General features: G+C 64.2%; 24 protein-coding genes. All 24 read left to right on the forward strand.

The annotated features are described in order from the left end of the window. The first annotated feature begins 137 nt into the window (after window positions 1-137). Window positions 138-1,232 carry a GDP-mannose 4,6-dehydratase gene (gmd, locus tag BMX99_RS17410; protein ID WP_093454877.1) on the forward strand — a complete coding sequence of 365 codons (1,095 nt, stop codon included), beginning with the start codon at window positions 138-140 and terminating at the stop codon, window positions 1,230-1,232. A 10-nt stretch (window positions 1,233-1,242) separates the two neighbouring features. After that, window positions 1,243-1,749: a dTDP-4-dehydrorhamnose 3,5-epimerase family protein gene (locus BMX99_RS17415; protein ID WP_093454878.1), complete on the forward strand. Its 507-nt coding sequence runs from the start codon at window positions 1,243-1,245 to the stop codon at window positions 1,747-1,749. Then, window positions 1,746-2,540: a glycosyltransferase family 2 protein gene (locus BMX99_RS17420; protein ID WP_093454879.1), complete on the forward strand. Its 795-nt coding sequence runs from the start codon at window positions 1,746-1,748 to the stop codon at window positions 2,538-2,540. Before BMX99_RS17415 ends, BMX99_RS17420 begins: the two co-directional genes overlap by 4 nt. A 3-nt stretch (window positions 2,541-2,543) precedes the next feature. After that, window positions 2,544-3,326 (forward strand): acylneuraminate cytidylyltransferase family protein, encoded by a 783-nt coding sequence (locus BMX99_RS17425; protein ID WP_093454880.1) that lies wholly within the window; start codon window positions 2,544-2,546, stop codon window positions 3,324-3,326. A 32-nt stretch (window positions 3,327-3,358) separates the two neighbouring features. Then, entirely contained in the window at window positions 3,359-4,528 is a 1,170-nt protein-coding gene (locus BMX99_RS17430; protein ID WP_212632904.1) for an N-acetyl sugar amidotransferase, read from the forward strand. Further along, window positions 4,525-5,148, forward strand: a complete 624-nt coding sequence (hisH, locus tag BMX99_RS17435) for an imidazole glycerol phosphate synthase subunit HisH (RefSeq protein WP_093454882.1) — start codon at window positions 4,525-4,527, stop codon at window positions 5,146-5,148. Before BMX99_RS17430 ends, hisH begins: the two co-directional genes overlap by 4 nt. Next, entirely contained in the window at window positions 5,141-5,914 is a 774-nt protein-coding gene (hisF, locus tag BMX99_RS17440) for an imidazole glycerol phosphate synthase subunit HisF (protein ID WP_093454883.1), read from the forward strand. Before hisH ends, hisF begins: the two co-directional genes overlap by 8 nt. Next, on the forward strand, window positions 5,911-6,843 hold the full coding sequence (locus BMX99_RS17445; protein ID WP_093454884.1) for a sterol desaturase family protein: 933 nt from the start codon (window positions 5,911-5,913) through the stop codon (window positions 6,841-6,843). Before hisF ends, BMX99_RS17445 begins: the two co-directional genes overlap by 4 nt. Further along, window positions 6,840-7,502: an LbetaH domain-containing protein gene (locus BMX99_RS17450; protein ID WP_093454885.1), complete on the forward strand. Its 663-nt coding sequence runs from the start codon at window positions 6,840-6,842 to the stop codon at window positions 7,500-7,502. The genes BMX99_RS17445 and BMX99_RS17450 overlap by 4 nt, the downstream gene beginning before the upstream one ends. 18 nt (window positions 7,503-7,520) lie before the next feature. Continuing rightward, window positions 7,521-8,894, forward strand: a complete 1,374-nt coding sequence (locus BMX99_RS17455; protein ID WP_093454886.1) for a glutamate-1-semialdehyde 2,1-aminomutase — start codon at window positions 7,521-7,523, stop codon at window positions 8,892-8,894. A gap of 27 nt (window positions 8,895-8,921) precedes the next feature. Then, on the forward strand, window positions 8,922-9,710 hold the full coding sequence (locus BMX99_RS17460; protein ID WP_093454887.1) for an SDR family oxidoreductase: 789 nt from the start codon (window positions 8,922-8,924) through the stop codon (window positions 9,708-9,710). 18 nt (window positions 9,711-9,728) lie between these two features. Continuing rightward, complete coding sequence (locus tag BMX99_RS17465; protein ID WP_093454888.1) at window positions 9,729-10,961, forward strand: MATE family efflux transporter; 1,233 nt, start codon at window positions 9,729-9,731, stop codon at window positions 10,959-10,961. After that, a complete protein-coding gene (locus tag BMX99_RS17470) occupies window positions 10,951-12,402 on the forward strand; it encodes a hypothetical protein (RefSeq protein WP_093454889.1) in 1,452 nt (483 codons plus the stop codon). The genes BMX99_RS17465 and BMX99_RS17470 overlap by 11 nt, the downstream gene beginning before the upstream one ends. Window positions 12,403-12,501: 99 nt before the next feature. After that, window positions 12,502-13,809: a hypothetical protein gene (locus BMX99_RS17475; RefSeq protein WP_093454890.1), complete on the forward strand. Its 1,308-nt coding sequence runs from the start codon at window positions 12,502-12,504 to the stop codon at window positions 13,807-13,809. Next, complete coding sequence (locus BMX99_RS17480; protein WP_093454891.1) at window positions 13,806-14,735, forward strand: NAD-dependent epimerase/dehydratase family protein; 930 nt, start codon at window positions 13,806-13,808, stop codon at window positions 14,733-14,735. The genes BMX99_RS17475 and BMX99_RS17480 overlap by 4 nt, the downstream gene beginning before the upstream one ends. A 3-nt stretch (window positions 14,736-14,738) precedes the next feature. Then, entirely contained in the window at window positions 14,739-15,788 is a 1,050-nt protein-coding gene (gene neuB / locus BMX99_RS17485; RefSeq protein ID WP_093454892.1) for an N-acetylneuraminate synthase, read from the forward strand. Next, window positions 15,789-16,916, forward strand: a complete 1,128-nt coding sequence (gene neuC, locus BMX99_RS17490; RefSeq protein WP_093454893.1) for a UDP-N-acetylglucosamine 2-epimerase — start codon at window positions 15,789-15,791, stop codon at window positions 16,914-16,916. Continuing rightward, window positions 16,913-17,533, forward strand: coding sequence for a NeuD/PglB/VioB family sugar acetyltransferase (locus BMX99_RS17495; protein WP_093454894.1), 621 nt, complete (start codon window positions 16,913-16,915; stop codon window positions 17,531-17,533). Before neuC ends, BMX99_RS17495 begins: the two co-directional genes overlap by 4 nt. Before the next feature lie 2 nt (window positions 17,534-17,535). Beyond that, on the forward strand, window positions 17,536-18,996 hold the full coding sequence (locus BMX99_RS17500; protein ID WP_093454895.1) for an aminotransferase class I/II-fold pyridoxal phosphate-dependent enzyme: 1,461 nt from the start codon (window positions 17,536-17,538) through the stop codon (window positions 18,994-18,996). Continuing rightward, window positions 18,993-19,565 carry a sugar transferase gene (locus BMX99_RS17505; protein ID WP_254772006.1) on the forward strand — a complete coding sequence of 191 codons (573 nt, stop codon included), beginning with the start codon at window positions 18,993-18,995 and terminating at the stop codon, window positions 19,563-19,565. The genes BMX99_RS17500 and BMX99_RS17505 overlap by 4 nt, the downstream gene beginning before the upstream one ends. Before the next feature lie 165 nt (window positions 19,566-19,730). Beyond that, complete coding sequence (locus tag BMX99_RS17510) at window positions 19,731-20,360, forward strand: paraquat-inducible protein A (protein WP_093454897.1); 630 nt, start codon at window positions 19,731-19,733, stop codon at window positions 20,358-20,360. Between the two features lie 14 nt (window positions 20,361-20,374). After that, the gene (locus BMX99_RS17515) at window positions 20,375-21,064 is read left to right on the forward strand and encodes a paraquat-inducible protein A (RefSeq protein WP_093454898.1); all 690 of its coding nucleotides are present in this window, start codon (window positions 20,375-20,377) and stop codon (window positions 21,062-21,064) included. After that, a complete protein-coding gene (locus BMX99_RS17520; RefSeq protein WP_093454899.1) occupies window positions 21,061-23,430 on the forward strand; it encodes an MlaD family protein in 2,370 nt (789 codons plus the stop codon). The genes BMX99_RS17515 and BMX99_RS17520 overlap by 4 nt, the downstream gene beginning before the upstream one ends. A gap of 1 nt (window position 23,431) precedes the next feature. Continuing rightward, a complete protein-coding gene (locus BMX99_RS17525; RefSeq protein WP_244525670.1) occupies window positions 23,432-24,004 on the forward strand; it encodes a PqiC family protein in 573 nt (190 codons plus the stop codon).

The following is a 24,004-nucleotide window of genomic DNA, read 5'->3' on the forward strand; positions in this document are numbered from 1 at the left end:
GGCAGACCGGCCAAAGACTGCCTGACTTTCTTAACGGCACAATATCCGCGCGGCAGGTGGTTGAAGGGATAGGGAACTGTCGCTAAACGGAATGGAAATACGGTTTAAGACCAATTCCTGTACTGAGGACCCCGATTGTGAAAAAGGCCCTAATTACTGGCATTACGGGGCAGGACGGCTCCTACCTGGCTGAATTTCTTCTGGAAAAAGGGTACGAGGTCCACGGGATCAAACGACGCTCGAGCCTGTTCAATACCGAACGTGTGGATCACATCTATCAAGACCCGCATGTCGATGATCAGCGCTTTATTATGCATTATGGCGATCTGACAGATACCTCGAACCTGGTGCGGATCGTGCAGCAGGTCCAGCCGGACGAGATCTACAACCTTGGTGCGCAAAGCCACGTCGCGGTCAGCTTCGAGGTGCCGGAATACACCGCCGATGTGGACGCCATCGGCACCCTGCGGCTGCTGGAAGCGATCCGCATTCTGGGTCTGGAGAAGAAAACGCGGTTCTACCAGGCCTCGACCTCGGAACTTTACGGTCAGGTGCAGGAGGTCCCGCAGCGCGAAACGACGCCTTTCTACCCGCGCTCGCCCTATGCCGTGGCCAAGCTCTATGCCTATTGGATCTGCGTGAACTACCGCGAGGCCTATGGGATCTATGCCTGCAACGGCATCCTCTTCAATCACGAAAGCGAACGCCGCGGCGAGACCTTCGTGACCCGCAAGATCACCCGAGGCCTGGCGAACATCAGCCAGGGCCTGGAAGACTGCCTGTACCTGGGCAACATGGACGCCCTGCGCGACTGGGGTCATGCCCGTGACTACGTCCGCATGCAGTGGCTGATGCTGCAGCAGGAGGTGCCCGAGGATTTCGTCATCGCCACCGGCCAGCAACGGTCGGTCCGCGAATTCGTCGAGATGAGCGCCGCGCGCCTTGGCATCACCCTGACCTGGAGCGGCGAGGGCGTTGACGAAATCGGCACCGTCACGGCGGTGGACGCCGCGATCTCGCCCTCGGTCAAGGTGGGCGACGTGATCGTGCGCGTGGACCCCCGTTATTTCCGCCCGACCGAGGTTGAAACCCTTCTGGGCGACCCGACCAACGCCAAGCAGAAACTGGGGTGGGAGCCTGAGACGACGCTGGAACAGATGGTCGACGAAATGGTCGCGGGCGATCTGAAGACGGCGCGCAAGGAAGCCTACCTTGCCACCAACTTCAAGTAAGGGTCCGGCGATGCTGTTCCCCCGCCTCGAAACCGCACCGATCACCCTGGGCGACGACCGCGGCAAGGTCGAGATCCTCTATGAAACGGACCGGGTGGTGCTTAAACGCTCCTCTTCGTCCGCGGGGGTGTTCCGTGGGCTGCACCGGCAGATCGCCCCGCATCTGCAGGACAAAATCATTCGCGTGATCTCGGGGCGAATCATCGACTTCGTCACCAATCCCGACGATCCCGAAGACCCCATCTGGCACAGCGAAATCGGCCCCGAGGACGGCTGGGTGCATATCGCCGCCAAATATGCCCATGGCTTCTATGCGCTTGAGGATGTGGTCTTCGAATATTTCTGCGAAGGCGGTTACATGGAAAGTGCCGAGGAAAGCTGGTACATCGCGCCTCAGGTCACCGAAATGCTGGGCGGCCGCCCGCTGCTTCTGTCCGACAAGGACCAGCACGGCACGCCCCTGCCCCGCCCGCTGAAACAAGCCCCGGATCATGTCCGCAGGAAGGATGCCGAATGACCAAGATGACCCTGCTGACGGCCTGCTGGAATTCGGCCGGCACCATCGGCGACACGCTGAAATCGGTGAACGCCCAGACCTATGCGGACATTGACCACATCATCATCGACGGTGCGTCGAAGGATGACACCGTCAAGATCTGCGAAGACCTGGGTCAGCGCATCACCAAGATCGTCAGCGAACCCGACAAGGGCATCTATGACGCCTATAACAAGGGTCTGACCCATGCGACGGGCGACATCATCGGCTTCATCAACTCGGACGATTTCTACTGTTCCGACACGGTGATCCAAGAGGTGATGACCGCCTTTGAGGATCCGGCCATCGACGCGGTGCACGCCAATCTGGTCTATGTCGATCCCGAGGATACGGCGAAGATCGAACGCCACTGGAAGTCCCGGCAGATCACCCGCGCACGGCTTGAGACCGGGTTCATACCGGCGCATCCGACCGTCTTCCTGCGGCGCAATGTCTATGAAAAGGTCGGCAACTTTGACCTGACCTACCGGCTGGCGGCGGATTACGAATTCCTGCTGCGCACCTTCTACACCCATCAGATCCCGTCGCGGCACATCCCGCAGATCTGGGTCCGCATGCGGTCGGGCGGGGCAACGGGCGGCAATTTCCAAAGCGTCATGCGCCAGAACCGCGAAATCCGCGCGGCGCAGGAAAAGCACGGGCTGCAGTGCTCGCCAGTGCGGTTCTGGACGACCAAGACCTCGGACCGGCTGATGCAGCGCCTGCGCGGCAAGTTCGTGAGCGCTCCGAACATTCTGGCTCCGGCGGGCTGAGGCATGATCGGGGGCAAGAAAGTTCTGGCATTGATCCCGGCCCGCGCCGGGTCAAAAGGGCTGCCCGACAAGAACATCCGCCCGCTCATGGGCAAGCCGCTGCTGGCCTGGCCGATTGCGGCGGCCCTGGCCGCGCGCGCGGTGGACCGGGTCATCCTGTCGACGGACAGCGAAGACTATGCCCGGATCGGGCGCGCCCATGGGGCCGAGACTCCGTTCCTGCGGCCTGCCGATCTGGCCAGCGACACCGCGCCGTCCATCGGCTTCATCCTGCATGCGCTGGATACCCTGGCGGCAGAGGGCGAGGTCTATGACTACCTCGTGCTGCTGGAACCGACCTCTCCCCTGACCGAGGGGGGGGACATCGACGCCGCCCTTCAGGCGCTGGACGATGCCCGCCCGCAGGGGATCACCGCCGCCGTGGGCATCGCCCCGATGGAGACCCAGCACCCCGCCTTCGCCGTCCGGCGCGACGCGGGAACCGGCGCGATCACCCCCTACGCGGGCGGCAGTTTCGCCACCCTGCCCCGCCGCCAGGACCTGGAGCCGGTCTTTGCCCTGGACGGCAGTTTCTATATCTCGACACCCCAGGCCCTGCGCGATGAACGCGGGTTCTGCCATGATAACACCATGGGCGTGCCGACCGACCGCGAAAAGGCGCTGGAGGTGGACGATCTGGTCGACTTCCTCTGCATCGAAGCCATCCTGACGCATCGTCAAAGCCACTTGGGTCAAAGCCACCCGAGCCAGACACACTTGAGATCCTCGATCGGAGATCAGACATGAAAAAATGCACCCGTTGCCTCAACCCCGAGACCGTGGACACCCTGACCTTCGACGAAGAGGGCGTCTGTTCCGTCTGCCGCCAGGTTGAGTTCAAGGAAGAGAAGATCGACTGGGACGACCGCCGCAAGCAGCTGGACGGGCTGATCGACGAATACGCCAACAAGGGTCTGTATGACTGCATCGTGCCCTTCTCGGGCGGCAAGGACAGTGTCTTCCAGCTTTGGTACATTCGCCGGATCCTGAAGCTGAAGCCGCTGGTGGTGCGCTTCAACCACTGGGGCTATCGCCCCAAGGTCGAAGACAACAACACCATGGTCTTCAAGAAGCTGGGCGTCGACGTGGTCGAATTTCAGCCGAACTTCCACGTCGTGCGCGAACTGATGCTGGAAAGCTTCAAGCGCCGGGGCGATTTCTGCTGGCATTGCCACACCGGGATCTACGCCGGCGTCATGCACATGGCCGTGCGCTTTCAGGTGCCGCTGCTGTTCTGGGGCGAAAGCACCGCAGAATACCACAGCTGGTACACCTTCGAAGAGATGGAGGAAGTGGACGAGAAACGCTTCAACCGTCTGATGAACCAGGGCATCACCGCCGACGACATGTACGAATTCCTGCAGGGTCGGGTCGAAATGCGCGACCTGTGGATGTTCAACTATCCCAAGCGCAAAGATCTGATGAAGCTGAAGGTCCGCTCGATCTGCCTGGGCAACTACATCAAGTGGGACACCAAGGCGAACGTCGAACTGATCGGCAAAGAGCTGGACTGGTTCGGCCACGAGGTCGAAGGCGTGCCGCCGGAATTCCATTATGAGAAGGTTGAATGCACCTTCCAGGGGATGCGCGACTATTCCAAGTTCGTAAAGCGTGGCTACGGTCGGACCAACCACCTGATGTCCATCGACATCCGCAACGGCCGCAAGACCCGCGAAGAGGCCCTGCGCCTTGAAGAACAATACGACGGCAAGCGCCCCGCCTCGATGGATTGGTTCCTGGAAATCCTCAACATGACCGAGGACGAGTATTACGACTATCTCCGCGCCCACGCGGTCCACCCGTGGGAATTCGACAAGGACAAGGTCGAGGACGGCCCCGTGCCCTATGACTTCGACAAATGGGACCGCACGGATCTGAGCGACGTGCCACTTGGCCCCGACGGCCGCAACTTTGCCCCCGGCAAGGCAACCACGGACGCCGGCGAATGATCGCAATCGTCGATTACGGCTTTGGCAACGTCCGGTCTCTGATGAACGCGCTGGATTTCTGCGGGGCCGAGGCCGAAATCACCCGCGATCCTGACGACTTTGACGCGGCGGACAGGATCATGCTGCCCGGCGTCGGGGCCTTTGGTGATGCGATCAAGGCGATCCGCGATCTGGGGCTGGAGCGCCCCCTGAACCAGCAGGTTCTGGAGAACCGCAAACCCGTCTTCGGCATCTGCCTGGGCATGCAGCTGTTCGCCAAGACCAGCACGGAACATGGTGAACACACCGGACTGGGCTGGATCGACAGCACGATCACCCGCATCCGCCCGAACGCCGATCTCAAGGTGCCGCAGGTCGGCTGGAACGAGCTTCAAATCTCGGGCGCGGAGTGGCTGTTTCAGGGTCTGCCGGCCAAGAAGAACGACGTCTATTTCGTGCACAGCTATCACATGATCTGCAACGACCCGGCCGATCTGGTGGCCACGACCAATCACGGAGGCCCGGTCGCGGCGGCCATCAGCCGCGGCAACCTGACGGCCACCCAGTTCCACCCCGAAAAAAGCCAGGACAACGGATTGCAGATCCTGCAGAACTGGCTGGATCACGACTTCGATGCTTAAGAAACGGATCATCCCGAAATTCCTCGTGCACGGCGGTCGCCTGATCAAGGGCGTGCGCTTTGACGAGAATTGGCGCGAGGCGGGCAACCCCGTATCGACCGCGCGGGTCTATGACAGCTATGGCGTGGACGAGATGATCTTTCTCGACATCGACGCCACGCCCAACAATTCGATTGTTGACGGACGGATCATCGAACGCGTCTCGGAAGAGGTCTTCATGCCCTTTACCGTCGGCGGCGGCGTGACCGAACTGGGCCAGATCGAAAAACTGCTGGCACAGGGCGCGGACAAGGTCTGTTTGACCACCGCTGCGATCCGCGATCCGGGCTTTGTGACCCGCGCGGCGTCGCGGTTTGGCGATCAGTGCATCGTGGTCAATGTCGACTACCGCGAAACCCCCGAGGGCCGGAAGGTCTTTGCCGGATGCGGCAAGGAGGAAACCGGCATGGATGCGGCCGAATGGGCGCTGCGCATGGAAGACGCCCACGCCGGAGAGATCATGATCACATCCGTCGACCGGGACGGCACCATGTCGGGCTATGACCTTGACCTGATCGCCGACCTCTCGGACCGGTTGGAAAAACCCCTGATCGCGTCTAGCGGGGCGGGATCGCTGAAACACTGCATGGATGCGCTGAACGCCGGGGCCTCGGCCATCACGATTTCCAGCATGTTCATCTTCAGCGACCACAGCCCGATCAAGGTGCGCAGCTACCTGGCCACGAATGGCGTCGGGGTGCGGTCGCAACAGGGCAGCCGCTCATGAAGGCAAGCGACCTGACCTTCGACATCGTCCTGGGCGAGCCGCTGCTTGCCCTGCAGACGCTGCTCGACAGTCTGGTCCGCAACCTCGGCGCGGAAAGCTGGCTTTGGCTGCAGATCGGCCTGGCCCTTGGCCTGGGGCTTCTGGTTGATCTGACCGAACGCCGCGACATGGTGAAACGCTACCTGTCGCGCAACTTCCGAGTCGATGCGACCTATGCGCTGGTCGATCTTCTGCACATCGCGCATTTCACCATCATCATGCCCGCGGGCCTGTTCCTGACGACTCTGATGCAGACCCATCTGCCGGGCCTTCGGATCGCCGCCCTGGCCAATCTTCCGGCCTGGGCGCAGCTGCTGATCCTGTTCACCTTCACGGATTTCTGCGTCTACTGGTATCACCGGGCGCAGCACATGAACATCGTGCTCTGGCAGTTTCACAAGACCCACCACAGCCAGGAACACATGACTGCGCTGACGGTCTTTCGGATGCCCATTTTCGACCGGCTGGTGACGCTGGCCGTGCTGACGGTTCCGGCGACGGTGATGGATGTCAGCTATGCCTATCCGATCGGTATCGTCACGGTGATCTATTTCCACCAACTGATGGTGCATTCCGGCGTCGGCTGGTCGCTTGGTCCGCTTGGCTGGCTGATTGTCTCACCGCAGTTTCACGAGGTGCACCATTCCACCGCCCCGGCGCATATCGACAAGAACTTTGGCGGGGCGCTGGCGATTTGGGACCGGATCTTCGGAACCTACGTGGCCCATGACGGCACCCCGCTGACCTGGGGACTGGTCGGCGAACGGGTGCCGGAAAGCTTCCTTGGCCAGATCTTTGTGCCATTCGTCGGAATCCACGGACTGGTGCGTCGCCGGTGGCGCAAGGCACGGGCAAGGGCGCAGGCCGCCCCGCAGGAGCCCGCGGAATGACCCCCCGGATCACCATGTCCCTGACCGAGGCGCAGCTGGCCGAACATGTCGCGCGACAGCTGAACAACCTTGTGCCCGACCCGAGACCGGTGACGCCCGACGACCTGCGCCCCGCCCTGCCCGAGGCCTTGGCCCGGCTGGAGCATTGCTTTGGTCATGTCGACAACAAGTACTTCTTCGACGGGTCATCTGCCGTCTTCAGCCATCTGCACGGCGACCAATGGGCGATGTGGCTGTATCTTCTGTCGAACACGCTGTTCCGGCAGGGCGCCGGGGCGGACCTGTGTTCCAAGCTCTTTCTGCTGAACAAGGCGCTGCACGGCTGCGACATTTTCTACGAGGTCGCGCTGCCTTCAGTCTTTCTGCTGGTGCATCCGCTTGGCACCGTTCTGGGCCGTGGCGAATATTCGGATTTCTTCGTGTCCTACCAGCGCGTTGGCGTCGGATCGAACCACGATGTCTATCCCCGGTTCGGATCGCATGTCACGCTGCGGCCCGGGGCTTCGGTGCTGGGTAAGTCCTCTGTCGGCACGCATTGCCAGATCGCCGCCGACACCCTGGTCATCGACCGCGACATTGCCGATAATACCACCATCATGGGTCGCCCCGGCAGCTATCGCAACCGCGCGAACCCTTCTCCCTATCCGTTGTGGCGTTAACCCTTCCAAGGCTTCCTCATGTTGAAAAACAAGACCGACAACCAGAACCTTCGTCAGCGTCTGCACAACGTGATCCCGGGGGGCGCGCATACCTACAGCCGCGGCGACGATCAGTTCCCCGAAAACGCGCCCGCGCTTCTAGACCGGGGCAAGGGGGCCTATGTCTGGGACACCGAGGGGCGCAGATACCTGGATTATGGCATGGCGCTGCGGTCGGTCACGATCGGCTATGCCGATGACCGGGTGAATGCGGCCGCCCTTGATGCGATGAACCGGGGCGTCGGCCTGACCCGCGCCTCGATGGTCGAGCTTGAGGCCGCCGAACGCCTGTGCGACCTGATCCCCGGCGCGGAAATGGTGAAATTCGCCAAGAACGGGTCGAACGTCACCACCGCCGCCGCCAAAATCGCACGCGCCTATACCGGCCGTCGCTATATCTGTGTGCCGCGCCAGCATCCGTTCTTTTCCTTCGACGACTGGTTCATCGGCACGACCCCGGTGAAACGCGGGGTCCTGGCCGATCATTCCGCGACCACGCTTGTCTTCGACTACAACGACATCGCCAGCCTTCAGGCCCTGTTCGATGCCCACCCCGGTGAGATCGCCGGGGTGATGCTGGAACCCGCGACGCATATCACGCCCTGCCCCACGGGGACCTGTCAGGCCGAGTGGCCCGAAAAACCCGGCTGCCACTGCGGCGCGCCGGATTTTCTGCATCTGGTCCGCGATCTGACCCGCAGGAACGACGCGCTGCTGATCTTCGACGAGATGATCACCGGCTTCCGCTGGCATCTGAAGGGCGCGCAGCATTTCTTCGGGGTCGAACCGGATCTGATGACCTTTGGCAAGGCGATGGCCAACGGTTTTGCCCTGGCCGCTGTCGCCGGCAAGCGCGAGTACATGCAGGTCGGTTCCATCGACGTGCCGGGAATGGAGCGCACCTTCCTTCTGTCCTCCACCCACGGAGGAGAGATGACCGCCCTTGCCGCCTTCCTCACCGCCAGTCGCATCTGCGAGGAAGAGGACGTGCCCGCCCATCTCTGGGCCTATGGCGCATCTTTGCGCGACGGGCTGAGCGCCTTGGCTGCGGATCACGGGCTGGCCGATCACTTTGTGCTGGAAGGACCGGCGGTGGCACTGAACTATGTGACACGCGGGGCCGATGGCACCCCCTCGGCCGAGATGCGGACGCTGTTTTCGCAAGAGATGATCCGCCAGGGCGTGCTGATACCCTGGATTTCGCTGGCGCAGGCGCATGGGGCCGAGGAGTTGGACCTGACGCTGCGCGCGGCGGACAAGGCGTTTGAAATCTACGCCAAGGCGCTTGAAGACGGACCCGCGGCCCATCTGAACGGCCCTGCCGTCAAACCCGTGTTCCGGCCTACGAACTGAACCCGAACCCAAGCGAAGGACATCGCAATGGCTGATCTGACAGGCAAGACCGTCATCGTCACCGGCGGGGCCGGCATCCTGGGCCAGAACTTCTGCAAGGGGTTTGCCGCACAGGGCGCCCGGGTCGTGGTGCTGGATCTCGACCCCGCCCGCGTCGCCGAGGTCGCCGGTGAAATCGGTCCCGACGCCATCGGGCTGGCCTGCGACATCACCGACCCCGCATCGGTGCGCGACGCCATCGCCCAGGTCATCGCTGAAACCGGGCGGATCGACGTTCTGATGAACAACGCGGCCTCGAAATCCCGCGATGTGCGCGCCTTCTTCACCCCGTTCGAGGACTATGATCCCGAGATCTGGCGCGACGTGATGTCAGTCAACGTCGACGGCATGTTCCTGGTGACCCAGGCCGTGGGGCGGCAGATGCTGGCCCAGGGGAGCGGGTCGATCATCAACCTGGCGTCAATCTACGGGCTGGTCGGGCCGGACAGCCGGATCTACGAGGGGTCGGATTACCTTGGCGGGCCGATCAACACGCCGGCGGTTTATTCCGCGTCGAAGGCGGCGGTGGTCGGCTTTACCAAATGGCTGGCGACCCATTACGGCGACAAGGGCATCCGCGCCAATTGCCTGGTGCCCGGCGGAGTCTCCAGCGGTCAGAACGGCCCGTTTCAACGCAATTATGCCAGCCGCACCCCCATGGGCCGCATGGCCGAGGCGGATGAGCTGGTCGGACCGGCGGTCTTCCTGGCCTCGGACGCGGCCAGCTATGTCACCGGGCAGGTCCTGGCCGTCGATGGCGGATGGACGGCGTGGTGACGGGCTGATCCTGGGAAGATGCTGGTTGTCCTGCTCAAATTCGCCGAGGTCGGCACCCGCGCGATTTTCGTGGTCGGGACCAGCTATCTGCTGCCGCTGGACCAGGCGGGGCAATTCGGGCTGATCGTAACGCTGCAGGGTCTGGCTTCGTTTGCATTTGGATACGAACGCCACACCGACATCCAGCGCCGCGTCGTCGGGGCCGAGCCCTGGACCTTCGATCGTGCCGTCGGTCAGGCGCTGCGGTTGTTTGCGACCAATTATCTTGTCGTCTCTCCGATCTATGCCGCGCTGCTGCTGATCCTGATGGGGTTGTCGCCCTGGCTTATCTGTCTGGCCATCGTGGTGGCCGTGGCGGAACAGCTGATGAACCAGGCCTATCTGATGGCCATGGTGAACCCGCGCTACCGGCCGCTGATGGGCCTGGCGGTGATGAAGAACACCGCGATCCTTGCAGTTCTCGCCTGGCTGATGCTGGCGGATCCCGCGCGCCTCGGGCTGGGGGCCGTGCTTGTGACCTGGGCCGCCGCCTCGGTCGGGACCGTCGGAGTGGCGGCGCTGATCTGGATCCGGCTGCGCCACCCCCATCCAGACCCCGGCCCCGGCCTGAGGGAGAGCCTGAGCGCGCAATACCGTGCGTCCTGGCACCATTTCCTGCTGGGCCTTGTGGCCATTCTGGCGCTTCAGATCGACCGGCTGGTGATCGGGGCCGTGATGCCCCTGGATCAGGTCGGCGTCTATTTCCGGCATATCCTGATGGTGTCGATGATCTACCAGGTCTTCAACATCGCCTTCCTGAACCGCGTCCTGCCTGCGGTATTCGCCCTGGCCAAACGCGCGCCCCTGTCCGACCTGCAGGCGATTGCACAGCGCGAATACCTGCGCGTTCTGGTCTTCGTCGGCGCCCTTGCCCTGGCGGGCCTTGCCCTGCACCTGGTGACCGGCGACGCGCTGGCCGACCGCTTCAGCCTGGTGCCGGCCTATTTCGCCGGGCTTCTGGTGATGTCCTGCGTCCGCATGCGCGCCGATTTCAACGGGCTGATCCTGAACGCCCTGCACCAGGAGGCCGTGATTTTCCGGCTTCAACTGATCAGTTTCGCGCTGAATTTCCCCGTGCTCGTGGGGCTGACCTGGGCCCTGGGCATCCCCGGCACGATCGCCTCTGGTATCACCGGGGCCGCCCTTTACCTGGCCCTCACCCGCCGCACCCTGATCCGCCAAGACAGAGAAAGCCCTGCCCTTGCAACATGACCTTCCCAAAGACCTGACGCAGGACGGCACAGGCACGGTTCTGCTCTATTCCATCCACCGGACCGAAGACTGGTTCCGCCACCTTGGTGAAAACATGGGCTTTGCCAAATCGGCGGTCGTCTCCTGCCTGCCGGGAGAGGGCGATCATAACGTCATCGCCGACTTCCAGCACCACCAGCGACGGTTCTACGCCGCCGATGCGCGGCACTCGGACCTTCTGGACGCCGCGACAGTCGCCGACATCGCCGCCCGCTGCCGCGTCCTGCGCTTCATGGGGGACCGGCGCGCCGCCGCGATGATCTTAGGCATGGCCGAGGCCATGGCGAAGGTTCTGGACGTGGTGCAACCGGATGTTATCGTGAGCTTCCCGATCGACCGCTATGTCTCGGACGTGCTGGAACATCTGGGCCGGGCGCGCGGTGTACCCTTCTATGAACTCACCGTGTCCGCGTTGAACGGCCAGTCCATGCTGATGCGCAAGGGCGCGCTGTGCCAGCACGGCCCCGACCCGGACCCCGCCCTGGTCGAGGCCGGCGTCGAGGAAATGGCGACCCCGCTGTTCAAACCCAGCTACGTCCAAGGCGTGGCGAATTTCACCGCCAAGCGCTGGCTCAAAGTATTTGCCTATTTCCGCCTGCGGGGGTTCGTCTTCTGGCTGATCTCGCTTCTGCATCGGGACCGGTTGAACCTGCATTACCTGGATGCGCAAAGCTTTCTGGGTCACAAGCCGCGGCTGTCGGACATGCGGATCGTCAACCTGGTCGACCGCGACTGGCGCGACAGCCTTGACGCCTTCCCCAAGGACCGTCGGCTGTTCATCGGCCTTGCGCTGTTTCCCGAGGCCTCGATCGACTACTGGATCCACGACCTGAAGCTGATCGAATACGAAGACGTCATCGTCGAGATGGCAACGGCCTTTTCCGATGCCGGATATCTGGTTCTGGTCAAGGACCATCCGCTGCAGTTCGGTTTCCGCCAGTGCGGGCTGATCGACCGTCTGCGCGCGATCAAAAACGTGAAATTTGTCCCCTACGAGGAAAACGGAACCGAGCTTCTGACCCTGTGCGGGGTCAGCTTCACCTGTACCGGCACGCTTGGGTTGCAGGCGGCGCTTCTGGGGGCCAAGTCCATCGTGGTCGAGAATTACTATACAACGGATACGCGCGATTTCATCTTCCTGTCGGACCGCGACAGGATCAAGGACCTGCCGGAAGAGGCCTCGTCGCGCGACTTCTCGACCGGGCTGGAAGATCGTCAGCGCCGCATCATCGCCAACCTGCTGCGCGGCAGCTTCGTCAGTGACTTCTTTTCCTTCGAAAAGTTCGACAAGACCAACCCCTCCCCCGGCGCGACCGAACTGGGCCACGTTCTGGGCCGTGAGGTCCGCGCGCTGATGGCTGAAGATGGTGCCTCGGCCCGACACAACGGCCGGGGCACCTAGACCTTGGCGGGAACCGCAAGTAACCTGCGCCGCGTTGCGGCCCCCGTCATTCCAAGGCGGTCACGCCTTCGCGCCCGTCATTGAAGCAAAGATATTCGCATGCGATTTCATCCGGCAGTCTTGATGTTGATGGTCTGGGGCGGGGCGCATCTGGCCTTTTTCGTGCTGCCCTTCGAAATGGTCACGCGGCGCTTTGATCCAATCGGATTTCTTGTTCTTCTTGCCTTTCTGGGCACCTTCTGTGCCGGGGCCTACATTCAGATCGTCTGGGTGCGGTTCAGGCCCGTGACGCCCTTCGACTCCCTGCCCATGGGAAATGCGGATCTGCTGCTCAAGGCGCTGGCCTCGGTCACGATCCTTGTCTTCACCTTTGAAATCATTCGCGGCAGCAGCCTGGATCTGGTGGCCGCCTACGAACAGCGGTCCAATCAGGCGCAGGCCCTGTTGCACGGCGGCCTTTCAGGCAGCTCGTCCCTGTTCAAGCTGGGCTTCCTGACCTACACGGCCAGCTATGTCTATACGGTGCGAGCGATCATTTTCGACCGCAAGCCCAAGCTGCTGAACCTGGCGATCTTCGGATTTCTTCCAGTGCTTCTTGCGGGGCTGGCCCTTGGCGGACGGGCGCAGATCTTCAACTCGATCGCCTACGCGGGCCTGGCCATTCTGGCGCGCAAATACCTATACCCCAAGACGGAAGAAACGCGCGCCTCACGCAAGTCCTGGCGCTGGTCCCTGGCGCGCATCCTGGGTGTGATCTTCGTCGTCCTGGCCTTTAACTACTTCGTAAACGTCTTCATCATCCGCGCCGATGTCGTCGGCGGGGCGGAAATGATGCTGCAGATCGTGGCGCACCAATGGGGGGTGACCTTCAGCGGGCCAGGGGCCGATTTCATGATTGCGGCCTTCGGTGCCGTAACCACCTACATCATCTTCGTTTTCGTCTGGTATCTTGTGCAGGGGGTCGTGATGGCGAATTCGCTGTTCGTGTCCTACCAGGGCGATGCGCTATGGGGCGTTTACGGCCTTGACCTTCTGTCCGCCGTGGTGCGCCGCCTTGACCCCGAAGGCGTTGCGGACAGCTTCAACTACCTTCTGGCCCTCGACACCTACGGCTTCCTTCCATCGGCCTTCGGGTCGCTTTACGTCGACTTCCTGTTCGGGGCGTTGGTTGTCGTCTTCGCCTGGGGCTGGCTTGCCGGTCTGGTCTACAAACAGATCCGCCGGGGCCGGGATGCGCGCTGGTACATCTTCGGACCCTTTGTTGTCATGGGGATCATCTTCAGCCTGGTGAACACGCCGATCGGCTTTGCCAACGGGCTGGTCACACATTTCTGGCTGGTCGTGACCTTCCTGATGATGCCGAAACCCGGGCGACAGGACGTTCCGGCTGGGGCCGTGCCCGCATGACCGATCCGACAACCACAGTCCTTGTCACCGGAGCAACCGGGTTTCTTGGCCGCCAGATCGTCACCCTGCTTGCGCAGGACAACAGCCTTGATGTGATCGCAGGGTCGCGGGGCGGGCAATCCGTTGTCGGCAAACCCGGCTTCGCCTACGGCGACCTTGCCGACCTGCGCGATCTGACCACTGATCTGCAGGGCATCGACGCCATAGTGCATTGCGCAGCCCTTGCGCATGTGCTGCGCGAACCGGATGGCGACCCGCTGCCCCGCTACATGGCCGTCAATTGCGACGCCACGCTGGATCTTGCCCGCCAGGCCGCCGCCGCCGGTGTCCAGCGTTTCATCTTCATCTCGAGCATCGGGGTGAACGGCAACCAGACCCACGGCACCCCCTTCCGCCCCGATGATCCGCCTGCGCCCCATGCGCCCTATGCGGTGTCGAAGCTGGCTGCCGAGGAGGGGTTGATGGAGATCGCCCGGGACACCGGGCTCGAGGTGGTGATCCTGCGTCTTCCGCTGGTGCTGGGCCCCGATCCGGTCGGCAATCTGGCCAGCCTGTCGCGCTTGATCGGCAAGGGCGTGCCCCTGCCCTTCGGGCTGGCCACGGGCAATCGCCGGTCGCTGGTAACCGCGCCCACGGTGGCCCGTGCGATCCGCGATTGCCTGCACAATCCCCAGGCCATCGGTCAGGTTTTTTTGGTCGCCGACACCCCGCCGCTGCATCTGCGCGGGATCCTGACCACGCTGGCCGATCTGACCGGTCAGCGGCTGAAACTTGTCCCCGTGCCCGTCTGGCTGCTGCGAGGCATGCTGCGGCTGGCAGGCAAGGGCAAGGCCGCCGATCAGCTGTTCGGCGACCTGGAAATCGACAGCTCTCACCTCCGTCGCCGTCTGGGCTGGACGGATGGCCCCGACACAGAACAGGATTGATCCATGAGCACCTTTGTCATTGCCGAAGCGGGTGTGAACCACAACGGAGAGGACGCGCTGGCCTATCAGCTGGTCGAAGAGGCCGCGAAGGCCGGGGCGGATGCGATCAAGTTTCAGACCTTTTCCGCCGCCAAGGTCGCCCGGCCCTCGGCCCCCAAGGCCGACTATCAGACGACCACGACCGGCGAAGGCAACCAGTTCGACATGCTGAAAAAGCTGGAAATCAGCCCCGAGCTTCACCTGGGCCTGATGGACCGCTGTCGCGCACTGGGGATCGAGTTCATGTCGACGCCCTTCGACCCTGAATCGGCGGACTTCCTGGTTCAGCACGGGATGGGGCGGCTGAAGATCCCCTCGGGCGAGATCACCAACCACGTCTTCCTGCGGCATCTGGCCGGGCTGGGCGTGCCGATGATCCTGTCGACCGGCATGGCCACCCTTGACGAGGTGCAGGAGGCCGTCGCCGTCCTGCGCGCCAATTGGGCCGGGGCCGAGGATTTCGACAAGGTCCTGACGATCCTGCATTGCACGTCCAACTACCCGGCGGCGGATCACGATGTGAACCTGCGGGCGATGAACACGATCGGGGCGGCGACGGGGATGCCGGTCGGCTATTCCGACCACACACTTGGCATCGCCGTCAGCCCGGCCGCCGTGGCGCTTGGCGCTGTGGTGATCGAAAAGCATTTCACCCTCGACCGCGGGATGGAGGGGCCGGATCACCGCGCCTCGCTCGAACCTGGGGAACTCGCGGCGATGATCGCGCAGATCCGCTCGGTCGAGGCGGCCCTGGGGCGCGCCGAAAAGGCCCCGACCGAGTCCGAGATCCAGATGCGGACCGTTGCCCGCCGGTCGATCGCCCTGGCCCGGGCGCTGCCCGCCGGCACCGTTCTGAGTGCCGATCATCTGGTGCTGCTACGCCCCGCCACGGGCATCGCGCCCCGGCATTTCGACAGCTTGTTGGGTCGGACCCTGGCCCGGGACGTCGCAGATGGCGACGCGCTGACCTGGGACGACATCGCCGGGGGCCACGTCGCCGGGGGAGAGGACTGAATGCGCCACATCGTCTACATCAGCGGAACGCGCGCCGATTTCGGACTGATGCAGGCGACGCTGCGCGCCCTGCACGACGATCCCGCCCTTCGGCTGTCGGTCCTCGTGACGGGGATGCACCTGGACGCAGGTTTTGGCGACACCTGGCGGGAAATCGAGGCCGCCGGGCTGACGATCCTGGGCAAGGTGTTCGTCGATCTGCACCCCGCAAACGGTCAGACCATGGCCCGCGCCATCGGCCAGATGACGGCACAGATGACGGATCTTCTGGCCGAGGCCCGTCCGGACGCGGTGCTTTTGCTGGGCGACCGGGGCGAGATGCTGGCGGCTGCCATCGCCGCGATCCACCTGAACATTCCCGTGGCCCATGTCCATGGCGGCGAACGGTCCGGCACGGTGGACGAATCCGTGCGGCACGCGATTTCGAAACTGTCGCACCTGCATTTCACCGCGACCGAGGCCTCACGCGCGCGGCTGATCCGTCTGGGCGAAGATGCCGAACGGGTGCATGTCACCGGGGCTCCCGGCCTTGACGGGCTGACCGATGCGCCGCGCCACCCCCGGGATCAGTTGCTGGCCGAGCTTGGGCTTGACCCCGGGACCCCGACCGCGCTGGTGCTGTTCCACCCCGTCCTGCAAGAGGCGCAAGGCGCCCGCGACCAGATCGCCGCAATCTTCGATGCGCTGCACCGGGACGGCTGGAATTATGTCGTGCTGATGCCCAATGCGGATGCGGGCAGCGATGACATCCGCACGGCGATCGAGGCCTCGGCCCGCCCCTCGGCTCCGCGCTTCGTGCATCTGCCGCGCCCGCAGTTCCTGGACTTCATGGCGGGGATGGATGCGCTGGTCGGCAATTCCTCGTCCGGGATCATCGAGGCGGCAAGCTTCGGCACCCCGGTCATCAACATCGGTTCGCGCCAGAACCTGCGCGAACGCAACGCCAATGTCATCGACGTCCCGGCCGAGGGCGACGCGATCCACAAGGCCCTGTGCCAGGTGCGGCTGTCGGGCCGCCATACGCCGGCGAATGTCTATGGCGACGGACGGGCGGCGGGGCGGATCACGGCCCTTCTGCGCGACCTGCCGCTGCCCCCTTCGCTTCTGGACAAGGTGCTAAGCTATTGACCTGCGTCATCATCGGTTCCGGCGGACATGCCAAGGTGGTTCTGGCCGCGCTGCGCGCCGGCGGCAGCGATGACCGGATCGAGCTGCGCGATGGCAACCCCGAGCGCGCCGGCCTGATCGTCGCCGGGCTGAAGGTGCGGGTCCCCGATCTGCCCGAGGGGTCCATGACGGGCTGCCGCGTGCATGTGGCCATCGGCCATAACGCCACCCGTCTGGCGCTTCTGGATCAGGCTCTGACCAGCGGCGCAGAGCCGCTTTCGGTGCTTCACCCCCGGTCCCATGTCGACCCCTCGGCCAGCATCGGGCCGGGCAGCCTTTGTGCCGCGCTGGCCATCGTCGGACCGGACGCCGCAATCGGGCGCGCGGCGATCGTGAACCACGCGGCGGTGGTCGATCACGATTGCCGGATTGGCGACGGCGTGCACATTGCCCCCGGCGCGGTGCTGGGCGGCGGTGTGCGGGTCGGCAACACAGTTCTGATCGGGGCCAATGCCACCATCCTTCCCGGATTGGAAATCGGCGACAATGCCGTTATCGGTGCCGGAGCAATTGTCACCAAATCCGTTTCCGCAAACCAGACCTGGATCGGAACCCAACCTGTGCAGGGCCGAAGCTGATCATGAAAGAGATTACCATCCTCGCGTCGGATACGCTTCGCGATGCCTTGCAGCTTTTGGACCGCTCCGCGCGCGGCATCCTGGTGATGACCGGGACGGACGGCGGGGTGCTGCGCACGATCACCGACGGTGACATCCGGCGGATGCTGCTGAACGGCGCCGCGCTTGAGGATGACTTGGCCACCCTGCCGCAGAAAACGCCTGTGACCGCACCCGACACGACCTCGCGCGCGGGGATGCTGGAACTGCTGGATCAGCACCGGATCGACCATCTTCCTGTGGTCGATGCCACAGGCCGCCTTGTCGACCTGCAGGACCGCAAGTCTCTGTCACAGCGGATTTTCCTGTCGGCCCCGCATATGGGCGACGCGGAACGCGAATTTGTCGAACAGGCGTTTGAAACCAACTGGATCGCGCCGATCGGCCCGAACGTGGACGCCTTTGAGCAGGAAATCTGCGCCATGCTGGGGATCCGGGCGGCGGCGGCTCTGTCCTCGGGCTCGGCCGCGCTTCACCTTGCTATGCGGCTGTTGAACGTCGGCACGGGCGACGTGGTCTTCTGTTCGTCGCTGACCTTCATCGCCAGCGCCAACCCGATCCTCTACCAGGGGGCCGAGCCGGTCTTTATCGATTCCGAGCCCGACAGCTGGAACATGTCGCCCGCCGCGCTGGAACGCGCGCTGGAAGACGCGCGCCGGGCCGGAAAACTGCCCAAGGCCATCCTGATCGTGAACCTTTACGGGCAAAGCGCCGACATGGATCCGCTGATGGCCCTGGCCGATGCCTATGGCGTGCCCGTGATCGAGGATGCTGCCGAAAGCCTGGGCGCCACCTACAAGGGCCGCAACAGCGGCACCATCGGTCACCTTGGCGTGTTTTCCTTCAATGGAAACAAGATCATCACCACCTCGGGCGGCGGCATGCTGGTGTCCGAGGATGCCGACATGATCCAGCGCGCCCGCTTCCTGTCGACCCAGGCCCGGGAGCCGGCGCTGCACTACGAGCACAAGGAAATCGGCTATAACTACCGGATGAGCAACATCCTGGCCGGGATCGGCCGCGGTCAGCTTCAGGTGCTGGGCAAACGTGTCGCCGCACGCCGCGCGCTGTTCGACACCTACCGCGCGAGGCTGGGCCATATCGACGGGCTCAGCTGGATGGCCGAACCGGATTGGAGCTATTCCAACCGCTGGCTGTCCGTCTGCCTGCTGGATCCCGCGCGCATGTCCAAATCGCCCCTGGCGGTGATGCAGGCCCTTTCCGACGAGATGATCGAGGCCCGCCCGGTCTGGAAACCGCTGCACCGCCAGCCGGTCTTCGAGGGGTGCCGCTATTACACCCATTCGAACGAAAGCACCTCGGACCGGTTCTTCGAGACTGGGATCTGCCTGCCCTCGGGCTCGAACATGACCGACGCGGACGTGGACCGCATCATCGACACGCTTTGCGCCACGATGGAATGACCGCCATGCTGAAACGTCTGACCGATATCGTCCTGTCGCTGATCGTTGCCGTGATCTTCCTGATCCCTGCGATCCTTGTCTGGATCGCTGTCCGCGCGACTTCGCCCGGGCCGGCAATCTACTGGTCCGACCGGGTCGGGCGCGACAATCAGATCTTCCGCATGCCCAAGTTCCGCAGCATGTACATCGACACTCCGGCGGTCGCGACGCATCTGCTGCAACAGAACGCCAGCCATATCACCCCGGTCGGGCGGTTCATCCGCAAGACCTCTCTCGATGAGATCCCGCAGCTCTGGTCGATCCTGACCGGAGAGATGAGCATCGTCGGCCCGCGCCCGGCCCTGTTCAATCAGGATGACCTTGTTGCGCTGCGCACGGAATGCGGGGTGCATCGCCTGCGCCCGGGCCTGACCGGATGGGCACAGGTCAACGGGCGGGACGAGATCTCGATCCCCGACAAGGTCGCGCTGGATGCGGTCTACATGCAGCGGCAATCCTTCTGGTTCGACCTTTACATCATCGGGATGACCGCGCAGCGCGTTCTGGTCAGCAAGGGCGTCAGCCACTAAGGCCGTCTTAGGGGCAACCCTGCATCGGGCCAGTTTCGGGTCGATTTTCACCCCATTGTTGCAGTGGTACCCCCCTGCCCCTTGCGTCCCGGCGAAAGGGGCTATCTTGTTAGGCGGACCCGATCGGACAGGACCATGCCCCAAACCGCCCTTGGACCCGAGCAAATGACGACAGACCAACCGCCGCAGGACCTTGCGGCGCTGATCGCCTGTCCGAAATGCGACGCGGTCTATCGGGCGACGGATCCTGGCACGGGGGAACGCGCGGTCTGTGCGCGGTGTCACACGGTGCTGATCGCACCACGCAAACGGGCGGGCAAGCAGATCATCGCCATCGCGCTGGCGGTGGTGGTGCTGGTCATCGCGGCGACCATCTTTCCCTTCCTGTCGATCCGCGCGGCGGGGGTGGTGCACGACAGTTCGATCCTGGACGCGGCGCTGGCGTTTTCCTCGTCTCCGCTTCTGGTGGTGCTGTCGCTGGCCGTGGCGGCGCTGATCGTCTTCTTCCCGGTGATGCGGGCGCTTCTGGCGATCTACGTGCTGACGCCGCTGGTGCTGGACCGCCCGCCCTTTCCCGGGGCCATCCGCGCCTTTCGCCTGTCCGAGGCCCTGCGGCCCTGGTCCATGGCCGAGATCTTTGCCATCGGCTGCGCCGTGGCGCTGGTCAAGGTGGCGGACCTGGCGCTGGTGGCCTTTGGTCCGGCCTTCTGGATGTTCTCGGCCCTCGTGATCCTGATGATGCTTCAGGACAGCTACATGTGCAGGTATTCGGTTTGGAAATCGCTGGAAAAATAAGATCCGCCCGCGCCATGGGACTGGTCGCCTGCACCCGCTGCACAAGGCTCTGGCCCATGGGCACGGAATCCTGCGGCCGCTGCGGGCACCACATGGTGTCACGCGATACGCTGTCACTTCAGAAGGTCTGGGCGTGGTGGGTTGTCGGGCTGATCTGCTATATTCCCGCGAACCTCTACCCGATGCTGGCCACCCGCACGCTGGTGTCCAAGGACGAAGGCACGATCATCGGCGGCGCGGTCGAGCTGGCGCATCACGGCAGCTGGGGCATCGCGCTGATCATCATCTTTGCCTCGGTCGTGATCCCTATCGGCAAGTTCATGGCGGTGGCGGCGCTGGCGCTTGGCGTCAAGAACGGCAGCCGCATGTCCCCCCTGCGCCGGCATCAGCTGTACGAGGTCGTCGAATACATCGGCCGCTGGTCGATGATCGACGTCTTCGTGGTGGCCATCCTGTCGTCGCTTGTGCAGCTTGGGTCGCTGGCCTCGATCCAGCCGGGCAAGGCGAGCCTGTTCTTCGCCCTTTCGGTGATTTTCACCATGCTCTCTGCACAAAGCTTTGACAGTCGGATGATCTGGGATCAGGAAGACGGAAACCCGGATCTGCCCCCCGCCCGGCCCCCTGCCCCGCCCGTTCTGCCGGACGCCTCTGCCCAGTCCGGCCCCGAAACACCCCCTGAGACCGCCCAGAAAGCCCCCGCGTGACCGATACCCCGCCCAATGTCCCCATCCAGCCGGCCCGCCGGTCCCTGCTTGAACGGCTGTCGATCGTCTGGCTGATCCCGCTTGCCGCGCTGATCATCGCCCTTGGCGTCGCGGTGCAAAGCTATCTTGACCGGGGTCCGCTGGTGCAGATCACCTTTGAAAACGCCTCGGGCGTGGTCGCCGGCCAGACGGAACTGCGTTATCGCGACGTGGCCGTGGGGCTGGTGGAAAAAATCGGGTTTACGGAAAACCTCGATCACGTTCAGGTCTCGGTCCGGCTGGACAAGGCGGTGCGCGATTTCGTCGATGACGGCGCGGCCTTCTTCGTGGTCCGCCCCGAGATTTCGGCGCGCGGCGTGTCTGGGTTGGAAACCGTTCTGTCGGGCGTCTACATCCAGGCTGCCTGGGATGACCAACCCGGCGGCTTCCAGTCCCAGCACGAGGGCAGCGACGAACCGCCCCTGATGGCCGGCATGGACGGCGGGTTGAAACTGCGGCTCAAGGCGGCACCGGACGCCGGGCTGACCGAAAACGCGCCGATCATCTACCAGGGCGTCGAAGTGGGCCGCATCGGCCGCGCCGAGATCACCGAAGATGGCCAGACGGTCGAAGCGGACGCCGTGATCTATGCCCCGCATGCCCGCCTTGTGACCACCGCGACCCGGTTCTGGGATGCCTCGGGCTTTCGCTTTTCGCTTGGGCCCGGCGGCGCGCGGCTGGATTTCTCCTCTGTCGCGTCGCTGGTGTCCGGTGGCGTGACCTTCCGCACCGTGGTGTCGGGCGGGCGCCCCGCGCAATCGGGCGACAATTACCTGGTCTACGCCGACGAAGGCGCCGCCCGCGGGTCGGTCTTCAGCGAAGAGGAAGGGCCCGCGCTGGATCTGACCGCGATCTTCGAAGACAACGTTTCGGGCCTGGCCGTCGACGCGCCGGTGGATCTGGGCGGTGTGCGCATCGGCCGGGTGACAGCGGTGAACGGACTGGTCGATCCAGCGCGCTTCGGCGACAACCGTGTGCGCCTGGCCGCGACCCTGGCCATCAATCCCGCACGACTGGGCCTGGAAGGCGAGGCCGGCCCGAAAGAGGCCCAGGATTTCCTGGCACGCCGGGTGACCGAAGGGCTGCGCGTTCGCCTGGTCTCGGCCTCGTTGCTGTCGAACGGGCTGAAGGTCGAAATGATCACCGTGGATGACCCCGCCGATCCCGACGCCATCCTGGACCCGACGGGTGAACCGAACCCGACGGTCCCCACCACCGACAGCGATATCGCCGATGTCTCGGCCACCGCCGAAGGCGTGTTCGAACGGATCAACAACCTGCCGATCGAGGAGCTTCTGCAAAGCGCCATCGGCCTGATGGACAACATCAGCCGCGTCGCCGGAAGCCCCGATCTGCGCGCCCTGCCCGGCGATCTGCGCGGTGCCGTGGGCGAGGTGCGCGGGATCATCGGGTCCGAGGAAATTCAGGCCCTGCCCGCCCGCATAGGCTCTGTTGCGGATCAACTGGACCAGCTGGTGACGGCCCTGAACGAACAGGACACCGCCACCCGGGTTCTGGCCGCAGTGGACGCCGCCCGCGATGCGGCCCAGGGGGTTGCCCAGGCGACCGAAGGCCTGCCCGAGCTGCTGGCGCGGCTGGATACGCTGGCCGCCAAGGCCAATGACCTCCCGCTCGAGGAGCTGACGAGTGAGATCACCGGCCTGGCGCAGAATGCCCGCCGCCTGGTGTCCTCGGACGCGCTCCAGGCCCTGCCCGCCGCCGCCACCGCCACCCTGGCCGAGGTCGACGCCATCCTGACCGATGCGCGCAACAAGGGGCTGACCGACAGCATGGTCGCGGCGCTGGATGCCGCCCGCGATGCCGCCGGATCCGTCACCGCCTCGGTCGAAGGGGTGCCCGACCTGATCGACCGCCTGAACGCCGTGGCCGCCAAGGCCGAAACCGTGCCGCTGGATCAGCTGTCGACGGATCTGTCGGCGCTGATGCAATCGGCCAACGCGGTGCTGGACACCCCCGGCGCGCGCGAATTGCCCAAGGATCTGGGACAGGCGCTGACCGAACTGACCGCCGTGCTGAAGGAAATGCGCGAAGGCGGTGTGGTCGAGAACGTGAATGCCACATTCTCTTCGGCGCGACAGGCCGCCGACACCCTGCGCGAGGTCGCAAGCCAGCTGCCCGCGCTGCTGGACCGTGCCCGCGCTACGATTGCCCAGGCCGGCACGACCATTCAGGGCTATGACGCCGACCGGGGCGTCGGCCGCGATATCTCGACCGCCCTGCGCGAGGTCGAGCGCGCCGCCAATGCCGTCAACTCTCTGGCCCGTGCGCTGGAACGTAACCCCAATTCGCTGCTATTCGGACGCTGACATGATGACCTTTCGCCCCCTGCTTGCCCTGCCCCTGATCGCCGCGCTTTCGGCCTGCGGGGGCACCGTGGAACGGTTCGGATCCGGTGCGCCGGTGGTGGATCAGACCCTGCCGCGCGTGTCGTCGCGCTATTCTTCGCTTGAGGTGCGGCAGGTGTCGCTGCCCAGCTACGCGGCCTCGGACGAAATCGCCTCGCGCGATGCGGGCGGGGCGATCACCACCAACAAATCCACGCTTTGGGCGGATGAGCCCGCCCGCGCCATGACGCTTGAGCTGTCGCGCTACCTGGGTCAGATCACCGGCGCCCAGGTCGCGGCCGAGCCCTGGCCCTTCCTTGACCGCGCCGAGGCCATCGTCGACGTCCGGATCGAGGATATGGTGGCCGACGCCGATGGCAGCTTCCATATCACCGGACAGTATTATGTCGCCCCCGACAGCGGCTATGGCGGCCGGTCGGGGCTGTTCAGCCTGTCGCAGCCGATCGTCGGCGACGGCGCCGGGGCGATTGCCGCCGCCCGCGCTGCCGCGACCCGCGCCCTGGCCGAACAGATTGCGCGGGGTGGATTGCGCTGA

This window comes from Pseudooceanicola nitratireducens (assembly GCF_900109195.1).
Classification (GTDB): Bacteria; Pseudomonadota; Alphaproteobacteria; order Rhodobacterales; family Rhodobacteraceae; genus Pseudooceanicola; species Pseudooceanicola nitratireducens.

Excerpts from the sequence above, each read along its gene's own strand:
- BMX99_RS17515 (WP_093454898.1), top strand. The coding sequence starts at position 20,375 with ATGGGACTGGTCGCCTGCACCCGCTGCACAAGGCTCTGGCCCATGGGC.
- BMX99_RS17445 (WP_093454884.1), top strand. The coding sequence starts at position 5,911 with ATGAAGGCAAGCGACCTGACCTTCGACATCGTCCTGGGCGAGCCGCTG.
- BMX99_RS17425 (WP_093454880.1), top strand. The coding sequence starts at position 2,544 with ATGATCGGGGGCAAGAAAGTTCTGGCATTGATCCCGGCCCGCGCCGGG.
- neuB (WP_093454892.1), top strand. The coding sequence starts at position 14,739 with ATGAGCACCTTTGTCATTGCCGAAGCGGGTGTGAACCACAACGGAGAG.
- neuC (WP_093454893.1), top strand. The coding sequence starts at position 15,789 with ATGCGCCACATCGTCTACATCAGCGGAACGCGCGCCGATTTCGGACTG.
- hisH (WP_093454882.1), top strand. The coding sequence starts at position 4,525 with ATGATCGCAATCGTCGATTACGGCTTTGGCAACGTCCGGTCTCTGATG.
- BMX99_RS17475 (WP_093454890.1), top strand. The coding sequence starts at position 12,502 with ATGCGATTTCATCCGGCAGTCTTGATGTTGATGGTCTGGGGCGGGGCG.
- BMX99_RS17450 (WP_093454885.1), top strand. The coding sequence starts at position 6,840 with ATGACCCCCCGGATCACCATGTCCCTGACCGAGGCGCAGCTGGCCGAA.
- BMX99_RS17420 (WP_093454879.1), top strand. The coding sequence starts at position 1,746 with ATGACCAAGATGACCCTGCTGACGGCCTGCTGGAATTCGGCCGGCACC.
- BMX99_RS17510 (WP_093454897.1), top strand. The coding sequence starts at position 19,731 with ATGACGACAGACCAACCGCCGCAGGACCTTGCGGCGCTGATCGCCTGT.
- BMX99_RS17465 (WP_093454888.1), top strand. The coding sequence starts at position 9,729 with ATGCTGGTTGTCCTGCTCAAATTCGCCGAGGTCGGCACCCGCGCGATT.
- BMX99_RS17460 (WP_093454887.1), top strand. The coding sequence starts at position 8,922 with ATGGCTGATCTGACAGGCAAGACCGTCATCGTCACCGGCGGGGCCGGC.
- BMX99_RS17415 (WP_093454878.1), top strand. The coding sequence starts at position 1,243 with ATGCTGTTCCCCCGCCTCGAAACCGCACCGATCACCCTGGGCGACGAC.
- BMX99_RS17505 (WP_254772006.1), top strand. The coding sequence starts at position 18,993 with ATGACCGCCATGCTGAAACGTCTGACCGATATCGTCCTGTCGCTGATC.
- BMX99_RS17525 (WP_244525670.1), top strand. The coding sequence starts at position 23,432 with ATGATGACCTTTCGCCCCCTGCTTGCCCTGCCCCTGATCGCCGCGCTT.
- BMX99_RS17500 (WP_093454895.1), top strand. The coding sequence starts at position 17,536 with ATGAAAGAGATTACCATCCTCGCGTCGGATACGCTTCGCGATGCCTTG.
- BMX99_RS17480 (WP_093454891.1), top strand. The coding sequence starts at position 13,806 with ATGACCGATCCGACAACCACAGTCCTTGTCACCGGAGCAACCGGGTTT.
- BMX99_RS17455 (WP_093454886.1), top strand. The coding sequence starts at position 7,521 with ATGTTGAAAAACAAGACCGACAACCAGAACCTTCGTCAGCGTCTGCAC.
- hisF (WP_093454883.1), top strand. The coding sequence starts at position 5,141 with ATGCTTAAGAAACGGATCATCCCGAAATTCCTCGTGCACGGCGGTCGC.